Raw genomic sequence first — 7,970 nt, 5'->3', positions numbered from 1 at the left:
GCGGTGTCCCCTCCCTTTCAAGAAAGAGAAGAGGCGGGGCATGCCCCGCCTCTTACACCACATCTCTGCGCGCTACCACGCTCATTATTCAAACGTCCGATAATCCACACTCGTGTGTCCGAAAATCCACGCTCAACCAAATCACGTCTAAATTCCCACGCTCATCCGTCCGGATTTCCACGCTCGTGCAGCCTAACACCCTGTAACCGTCTCAGCAGGCACGCGGCACGCCGGCAACCTTGAGCTTGCGATCGAGCTTTGTCGGATCCCTTAGGTCATCCCAGCACAAGCGCACAATCTTGCAGTTATCGAGCATCGAAAGCCTCGACTCGCGCTGGCGCTCGTCAAATTGCGCCTTTGCGAGCTTGCCCTCCTCCGCCGCCTTCTCGCTTTTAACGAATCCGTCGAACTCCCCAATAATCAACCGGTCACCCACGCGCCACAAATAGTCAACGCGATACGGCCTTCCCGGCTCAACCGGATCGAACAGCTCAACTTGCAGCTCCGGAACCTGCCAGCCGCGCTCGATCATCAGCGCACGCGCCTTGGACTCGCCGCCGTTTTCCGACAAGCCGTCGGCACACCGCGCGACCCTGCGCGCCGTCACAACACCGCGACGATTCAAGCCAAGCCTGTCGACCGTCTCAACAAGATGCTCCTTCGACAAAAGCTGCTCATGGAGCGCCGAGTCCGCAATGATCAGCCCTTCGACAAACGATGCATCGACCAGGCAATCCGCAATCGTTTGATCGATATCGGTCACGGCAATATCCATCTCGCTGGCCCGTGTCCGATAAGCATACCGATGGCGAACGACTTGAGAGCCTGGCGTCGTCGATTGCGCCGGCATCGCGGCGATATGGATGTGCGTCAAATTGGCATGCGAAACCGAAAGGCCATAGACAACGGCCGCCGTATAGGAGCAAAACGTCCAGTCGGGGTGCTTTTGCGCAAGCGCCCGCACCCGATGCAGATAACGCTGCCGAAACTTGAGCTCGGACCAGTATTCCGGACGCGCATACAGTCCCGGCATGACCACCTTGAGACTTCCCGCCGCCACCCGCCGTTCAATCTGCTTTGCCTCCGCCGTCGTGCGCGCGTACACGCAGCTCATCTGCTGCTCGCATGCTTCAATGTGACTTGTGAGTCTTTGATTCGCCGTCATGTTTGCCATGTCGCCCCCAAACTCTTGGAACGGCGCAAACGTACCAGACGGTTTCATGCGAAGTCTGACCAAATGCTGTCCAGATGCTGACCAAATGCCTGACGGTTTTGGATGTTTTAGGCCAATGGCTTATATCTGCAGGTAGAACGGTTGTCGAGAGGTCCCTGTCTCCACATTTTGAGCCTCAAAAGCCACCGACTTCATTGAAAGAAAATATGCTGTGGCTCGAAACTACCTAGTTTGCGATGTAGTCCGCATGTACTCAACGTGTGATGATGCCGACGGTACGGCAGCTGCAGAAAAAATGAGCGTGGAAAATCTCCCGCTTTGAGACCCCTTGTGAGCCAAAAACGGGAGATTATCCACGCTCACGTTGCAAACGTCCGATTATCCACGCTCGTGTGTCCGGATTTCCACGCTCGTCACGCGGCGGCCACGGCGGCAGTCACGGCCACGGCCGCGACCTAGTGCTCCTCGCCGGCGCGGGCCAGGTCGTAGGGCGTGGTCTGGTAGACGTAGTAGTTGAGCCAGTTGGTGTAGAACAGCTGAGCCTGGCTGCGCCAGACGTTGCGCGGCTCGGCGGAGGGGTCGTCGCCCGGGAAGTAATGCGCCGGCACCTGAGGGTTGAGGCCACGCTTCACGTCGCGCTCGTACTCCAGGCGCAGTGTGTCGGTATCGTACTCGGGATGGCCAAAGACAAAGAAGCGACGGCTGTCGGTCGACTTGACAATATACAGGCCCACCTCGTCGGACACGGCCACGACCTCAAGCTGCGGCTCGGCCTCCACGTCCTCGCGGCGCACATCGGTGTTGCGCGAATGCACGGCATAGAAACGGTCGTCAAAGCCGCGAACCAGCGGGCTTTGCGGCTTCACCAGATAATGCTCGAACACGCCGCTCGCCTTTGCCGGCAGGTCGTGCTTCTGGATACCGTAGTGGTGGTACAGGCCGGCCTGCGCGCCCCAACAAATGTGCAGCGTAGAGTGTACGTGTGTGGTGGACCAATCCATGATCTGGCAGAGCTCGGGCCAGTAGTCGACCTCCTCGAACGGCATCTGTTCCACCGGCGCGCCCGTGATGATCAGGCCGTCGTAGTGGATGTCGCGGATGTCGTCGAACGTGCGGTAGAACGTCTCCAGGTGGCCGGCACTCACGTGCGTGGCCTCGTGCGTCTTGGTGCGCAGCAGGTCTACCTCCACCTGCAACGGCGTGTTGGAGAGCTTGCGCATGATCTGCGTCTCGGTGGCGATCTTGGTGGGCATGAGGTTGAGGATGAGCACGCGCAGCGGACGGATGTCCTGGTGCAGCGCGCGGTACTCGGTCATGACAAAGATGTTCTCGCTCTCGAGCTGCGCGGCGGCAGGGAGGGCGTCGGGAATGCGAATGGGCATGGATGCTCCTTACGAGTCAGTTGCAGCTATGGTACAACGAGCGGCCCCGTCCGCGCGAGCACATCGCCCAGCGATGCCGTCAGCGGCCCAAATCACTCCAAAAGTAGAGATTACGGCATGTCCCAAAATCTACGGCACTTTAGCCTAGCAAAGTAGCAGCAGAACGCTACAATGGTTCGACGCGAAAAACTCGGCCGAAAGGATACATATATGTACCAGACGCGTAAGATCGGTGTGGTCGGCCAGGGCCACGTAGGAGCACATGTCGCCAACAGCCTACTCATGCAGGGCATTGCCGATGAGCTGTACCTGTGCGATATCAACGAGGCCAAGGTGACGTCCGAGGTCCAGGACCTGCGCGACTCCCTTTCGTTTGTCCCGTACAATACCAAGATCGTCAACTGCTACGACCACTACGAGGAGCTGGCCTGCTGCGACGTCATCGTCAACGCCGCCGGCAAGGTCGCGCTGGCCGCCGGCAACCGCGACGGCGAGCTGTTCTTTACCACCGACGCCGCCCGCACCTTTGCCAAGCGCATCGTCGACGCCGGCTTTGATGGCATCTTCGTGAGCATCTCCAACCCCTGCGACGTCGTGTGCACCGAGCTGTGGCACCTGACCGGCTACGATCCCAAGAAGGTCATCGGCTCGGGCTGCGGCCTGGACTCCGCCCGCCTGCGCACCGAGATCTCCAAGAAGGTCGGCGTGAGCCCCAAGTCCATCGACGCCTACATGATCGGCGAGCACGGCTTTAGCCAGCTTGCCGCCTTTAAGGCCGCAACCATCGCCGGCAAGAGCCTCAACGAGCTCCAGGCCGAGAACCCCGACAAGTACGCCTTCGACCACATGGAGGTCGAGGAGCTCGCGCGCAAGGGCGGCTATGTGACCTACCAGGGCAAACAATGCACCGAGTACGCCGTCGCCAACTCCGCCGCGCGCGTCTGCGCCGCCGTGCTGCACAACGAGCACGCCGCGCTTTCCGCTTCCACGCTCATGACCGGCCAGTATGGCGAGGAGGGCATCTTTACCTCCCTGCCGTGCGTGATCGGCGCCGAGGGCGTCGAGGAGGTCTACACGCTCGACCTGTCCGAGTACGAGCTCGAGGGCTTCCATAAGAGCTGCCAGCACATCCGCGACAACATCGCCCAGCTCGACTGGTGGGACGCCGAGGCCTACGACGCCAAGTAAGCGTCGGTTGCCGCGACACCTCGCTCATACGGACGCCATGCAAAGCGGGCCGTGCCGGAAATCCCTGGCACGGCCCGCTTTTTGACTCACACGACACGCTTGCGAATCGAAGGTAAATACTTTTCCCGTTACCTAGTACTGCTCGATGCCCATGTAGCGACGAATCTCGGGGCTGTGATCGAACACCTTGCCGCGGGCGGCGCGCAGCTCGCAGCTCATGTTGTAGAAGAAGATCGGCTCCAGGAACGAACGCACGCTGGCAGGCACTTCACCCACGCCGTACTCGAGCGCATCGAGCACCATGACTGTATCGGTGTGCGTGTTGAGGAACGCAAGAGCGCGCTCCTCCATGGGGCGGCACTCGCCCGATCCGAGCTGCACAAAGTAGAACACGCCGGGCTCGGTGGCTTCGAACGGGCCGTGGAAGTACTCGCCGGAGTGGATGTAGCAGCAGTGCTGCCACTGCATCTCCATGAGCGAGCAGATCGCCATGGCATAGGTCTGGCTAAAGTTGGGGCCGGAGCCCAGAATATAGAAGAACTTGTGCTGCTGGCAGAGCTCGGCAAAGCGGGCGCCCAGCTCGGCGTTGACCTTCTCACGGGCGGCGGGCAGCAGCGCATCCATCTGCTTGAGGCCCTCATACATGTCGGCGAGTGCCTCGTAGCCTTCCTGCTGGTCGAGCAACTCGGCGGCGATCAGAGCGCCGATGCCCTGCGGCACCTCAGCCTGCGACACACCCTCACCCCACGGATAGACCCAGGTAGTCCACTTGCCGTTGTCGATCTTTGAGCCCTCGCAGTCGGTAAGGGCAATGACCTCGGCACCGGCGGCCAGCGCCACCTCGCAGCCGTCGACGACCTCCTGCGTGTTGCCGCTGTGGCTGCAGGCGATGACGAGCGACTTCTCGCCAAGACTCTTGGGAGCCATCAGGCAAAACTCGCGTGCCGTGTAGACCGTCGAGGTAAACGTGGTGGCCTCGCGCTTGAGCAGCTCGTTGGCCGGCATGAGATCGATCATCGAACCGCCACAGGCGATCCAAAAGACGTTCTCGATCTTGCCCTTGCGCTCGATGATTTCCTGAACCAGATCATGTGCGTTCATGCTGATGCTCCTCCTTGTGGGGCGGCTTTGAACGACGACAGCTCGTACCTGCTGTCGTTCTATGTTGTCCTATTTATAGCACGTGTAACAACGCCCGTGAAGCCATCTCAGCAAATTTGTTCTATGTTGTTCTATCTGTGGACGTTAGATGTCAAAGACGTAGCGCGAGCCCACGATCTTTTGGCGGCCGAGCAGCAAGGGCCGCTCGTCCGCATCGGTAAAGTACGCCTCCATATAGAAGAGCGGCTCGCCGACCGGCACCTCCAGCAGCGGGGCCGTCTGAGTATCGGCAAGCGCAATCTCCACGGTGCAGGGGTCGGACTTGAGCGGCGCGCGACCCGAATGCTCGGCAACGAGCGCAAAGATCGAGTTATCGGTGAGGGCCTCGTCGGTCAGCGTCTGCAGGTAGGGATGGTCGGCCAGCACAAAGGCGTTGTTCTCGAGCATGACGGGCACGCCGTCTGCCGTGCGCACACGCTCGACCACGATAAGCTCGCAGCCGGGTTCCACCCCAAAAAACGCCGCGTCCTCGCGCGTCGCCGCAACCACCGTGCGCGACACCAGGCGTGCTCCGGCCACCATGTCGTTGGCAGCGCAACCCTCGGAAAAGCTCTGAACGTCACCCTTCTGGACAATCTTGCGCTTGAGCTTGGGCGCGCACACGAACGTGCCCCTCCCCTGCTGGCGGTTGAGATACCCCGCGCGCGACAGCTCCTCGATGGCGCGGCGCACGGTGATGCGTCCCACGCCGTAGTACTTCGCGAGCTCCATCTCGGAAGGAATGCGCGAGCCGGATGCGTACACGCCACGCGCGATCTCGCCCTTTAGGTCGTCCATAACCTGCTGGTACAGAGGAACGGCGGATACCTCAGTGCGCTCGGTTTTATCGTCGAATGCCATCGTTACGCTCCATCCCGTGCATGCTCGGACTCAAACTCTTCAATCGCCGCCATAAACTGCTCGCCAAAGGCGTCGGCCTTTTTCTCGCCAATGCCGTTGACCTGGATAAGCTCGTCGCGCGTCTGTGGACGCAGGCGGCACAGACCACGCAGGGCCTTGTCGGAAAAGACCATATACGGCGCCATCTCCAGCTCGGTCGAGATCTCCTTGCGGAGGGCACGCAGGCGCTCGAACAGCTCGGCATCGTCGCCCACGCGCGGGCGCTGATCCAGCCCGGCCTCCTCGCGCAGCAGATCCACCGCACGGCGGGCGCGGGCCGAGGCCTTGCGCTTGGACGCGCGACGCTTAACGGTAAAGGCAAACGTCTCGTCCTCGACCTCACCGGCACGCGGACCCAGCCCCACGACCGGGTACTGTCCCTGCGAGGTGGCCAAATAACCGCGGCCGCACAGCTGGCCGATGATGTCCTTGATGCGCCCGACCGATTCGCTCGACAGCTCACCGTAGCCGCAGTCCTCGTCCAGATGCATCTGGCGAATGCGCTCGGTGTTGCCGCCGTGGAGCACGTCGGCGACCAGCGACTTGCCAAAGCGCATGGGACGCGTGGCCACATAGCGCACGGCGGCGCGAGCCATATCGGTGACGTCCTCGACCTCGAACTTCGTGAGGCAGTTGCTGCAGTTGCCGCAGCCCTCGACGTCGTCCGTGGCGGCGCTGCCCGCACCGGCCGCAGCCGCATGCTCGGCCGCCGCCTCGTCGCCAAAGTAGCGCAGCATGTATTCGCGCAGACAGCCAGTGGTATTGCAGTAGCCCTCCATCTGGCTGAGCAAGCGGTAACGGTTCTGGAGCGCCCACGCGCGCTGCTCGTCGTCGAGCGCCTCGTCGGCCGCATCGCCGCGGTCGATCAAAAAGCGGCGCATGCGAAAATCGTTACCGTTCCACAGCAAGTGACAGCTGGCCGGATCGCCATCGCGGCCAGCGCGGCCCGCCTCTTGGTAGTAGGCCTCGATGCTCTCGGGCACGTTGTTGTGGATCACGTAGCGCACGTTGGGCTTGTCAATGCCCATGCCAAAGGCGTTGGTGGCAACCATCACCTGAATGTCGTCGTCGATAAAGGCACGCTGGCTCTGGCGGCGGGCGTCGTTGCCCATGCCGGCATGGTAACGGCCCACGCGAATGCCGCTGGGTCCCAGCGCCTCGGCAAGCTCGCCCGCCAGCGCATCGACCGTCTTGCGAGTCGAGCAATACACGATGCCGCTCTCGCCCGAATGCGCAATCACGTAGTCGCGCACCCAGGCAGTCTTGGCCTTGTCGCCCATCTCCTCACAACCAAAGTAGAGGTTCTTGCGATCGAAGCCCGTCACCACCGTCGCGGGGTTTTGCAGGCCGAGCATCTGCTGAATGTCCGCACGCACGCGCTCGGTCGCCGTAGCGGTAAAGGCCGCAACGATGGGGCGCTGCGGCAGGGAATCGATGAACTCACGAATCTGCAGATAGGCGGGGCGGAAATCCTGGCCCCATTGGCTCACGCAGTGGGCCTCATCAATGGCCACGAGCGGCACGCCAATGCCGCCGTCCGCCGCAGCCTCCTGCGCAAAGGCTAAAAAGCGCGGCTCGAGCAGGCGCTCGGGCGCCACGTACATAAGCTGGTAGCGGCCCTCGCGTGCCCGTTTGAGCACGGTATTTTGCTGGGCCGGAGTAAGGCTGGAGTTGAGATAGCTGGGTCGCGCACCCGCCGCGAGCAACGCACGGGTCTGGTCCTCCATAAGCGACAGCAGCGGACTCACCACAAAGGTGATGCCGGGCAGCATGAGCGCGGGCACCTGGTAGCAAATGGACTTGCCGGCGCCCGTGGGCATAACACCCAGCGCATCACGACCGGCAAGGATCGCATCGACCATGCGGTCCTGTCCCGGGCGAAACGAGGTGTAGCCAAAATAGGCGCCGAGCGTGTCGAGCGCCATCTGCTGCATGCTATCGGTCATGGTTTCCTAACGTTCAAGTCATCTGCCGCCGATTATACGCCGCCACGCGGACCGGTGCCGCACGGCTGTCAGCAACGTTCATTCTGCGGTCAGTCATTGGGGACGTTCTTGAATGACCAGTCGTTTAAGAACGTCTCCAATGACTGACCGATGTCTTGGCAACGACAGACACTATGACCCAATCCGAGGGCACTAAAAAGACAGGAGCCCCCGCTCGTGACCGCGGGTCGGGGCTGCGAC

The 7,970-nt window shown here is 61.6% G+C and carries 6 protein-coding genes; 1 reads left to right on the top strand and 5 read right to left on the bottom strand.

Features of this window, described 5'->3' with window-relative positions:
* Positions 1–211 precede the first annotated feature (211 nt).
* Positions 212–1,114 (bottom strand): hypothetical protein, encoded by a 903-nt coding sequence (locus GT571_RS09880; RefSeq protein ID WP_118328419.1) that lies wholly within the window; start codon positions 1,112–1,114, stop codon positions 212–214.
* A 515-nt stretch (positions 1,115–1,629) separates the two neighbouring features.
* Positions 1,630–2,556, bottom strand: a complete 927-nt coding sequence (gene metA, locus GT571_RS09875; protein WP_161156975.1) for a homoserine O-acetyltransferase MetA — start codon at positions 2,554–2,556, stop codon at positions 1,630–1,632.
* 210 nt (positions 2,557–2,766) lie between these two features.
* Here metA and GT571_RS09870 point away from each other — a divergent pair, with 210 nt between their 5' ends.
* Positions 2,767–3,744 carry an L-lactate dehydrogenase gene (locus GT571_RS09870; protein ID WP_161156973.1) on the top strand — a complete coding sequence of 326 codons (978 nt, stop codon included), beginning with the start codon at positions 2,767–2,769 and terminating at the stop codon, positions 3,742–3,744.
* A gap of 132 nt (positions 3,745–3,876) precedes the next feature.
* Here GT571_RS09870 and GT571_RS09865 read toward each other — a convergent pair whose 3' ends face one another.
* The 3 genes from GT571_RS09865 to GT571_RS09855 all read right to left on the bottom strand — a co-directional run bounded on the left by GT571_RS09865 (position 3,877) and on the right by GT571_RS09855 (position 7,730).
* Positions 3,877–4,845: an SIS domain-containing protein gene (locus GT571_RS09865; RefSeq protein WP_161156971.1), complete on the bottom strand. Its 969-nt coding sequence runs from the start codon at positions 4,843–4,845 to the stop codon at positions 3,877–3,879.
* 144 nt (positions 4,846–4,989) lie between these two features.
* Positions 4,990–5,745, bottom strand: coding sequence for a GntR family transcriptional regulator (locus GT571_RS09860; RefSeq protein ID WP_161156969.1), 756 nt, complete (start codon positions 5,743–5,745; stop codon positions 4,990–4,992).
* Positions 5,746–5,747: 2 nt separating this feature from the next.
* A complete protein-coding gene (locus GT571_RS09855; RefSeq protein ID WP_161156967.1) occupies positions 5,748–7,730 on the bottom strand; it encodes a RecQ family ATP-dependent DNA helicase in 1,983 nt (660 codons plus the stop codon).
* Between the last annotated feature and the right edge of the window lie 240 nt (positions 7,731–7,970).

Source organism: Collinsella aerofaciens (genome assembly GCF_009876115.1).
Classification (GTDB): domain Bacteria; phylum Actinomycetota; class Coriobacteriia; order Coriobacteriales; family Coriobacteriaceae; genus Collinsella; species Collinsella aerofaciens_N.
Note: the sequence above shows the minus strand (reverse complement) of the source record. Positions and strands in the feature narration are given on the sequence as shown.

Excerpts from the sequence above, each read along its gene's own strand:
- metA (WP_161156975.1), bottom strand. The coding sequence starts at position 2,556 with ATGCCCATTCGCATTCCCGACGCCCTCCCTGCCGCCGCGCAGCTCGAG.
- GT571_RS09855 (WP_161156967.1), bottom strand. The coding sequence starts at position 7,730 with ATGACCGATAGCATGCAGCAGATGGCGCTCGACACGCTCGGCGCCTAT.
- GT571_RS09870 (WP_161156973.1), top strand. The coding sequence starts at position 2,767 with ATGTACCAGACGCGTAAGATCGGTGTGGTCGGCCAGGGCCACGTAGGA.
- GT571_RS09860 (WP_161156969.1), bottom strand. The coding sequence starts at position 5,745 with ATGGCATTCGACGATAAAACCGAGCGCACTGAGGTATCCGCCGTTCCT.
- GT571_RS09880 (WP_118328419.1), bottom strand. The coding sequence starts at position 1,114 with ATGAGCTGCGTGTACGCGCGCACGACGGCGGAGGCAAAGCAGATTGAA.
- GT571_RS09865 (WP_161156971.1), bottom strand. The coding sequence starts at position 4,845 with ATGAACGCACATGATCTGGTTCAGGAAATCATCGAGCGCAAGGGCAAG.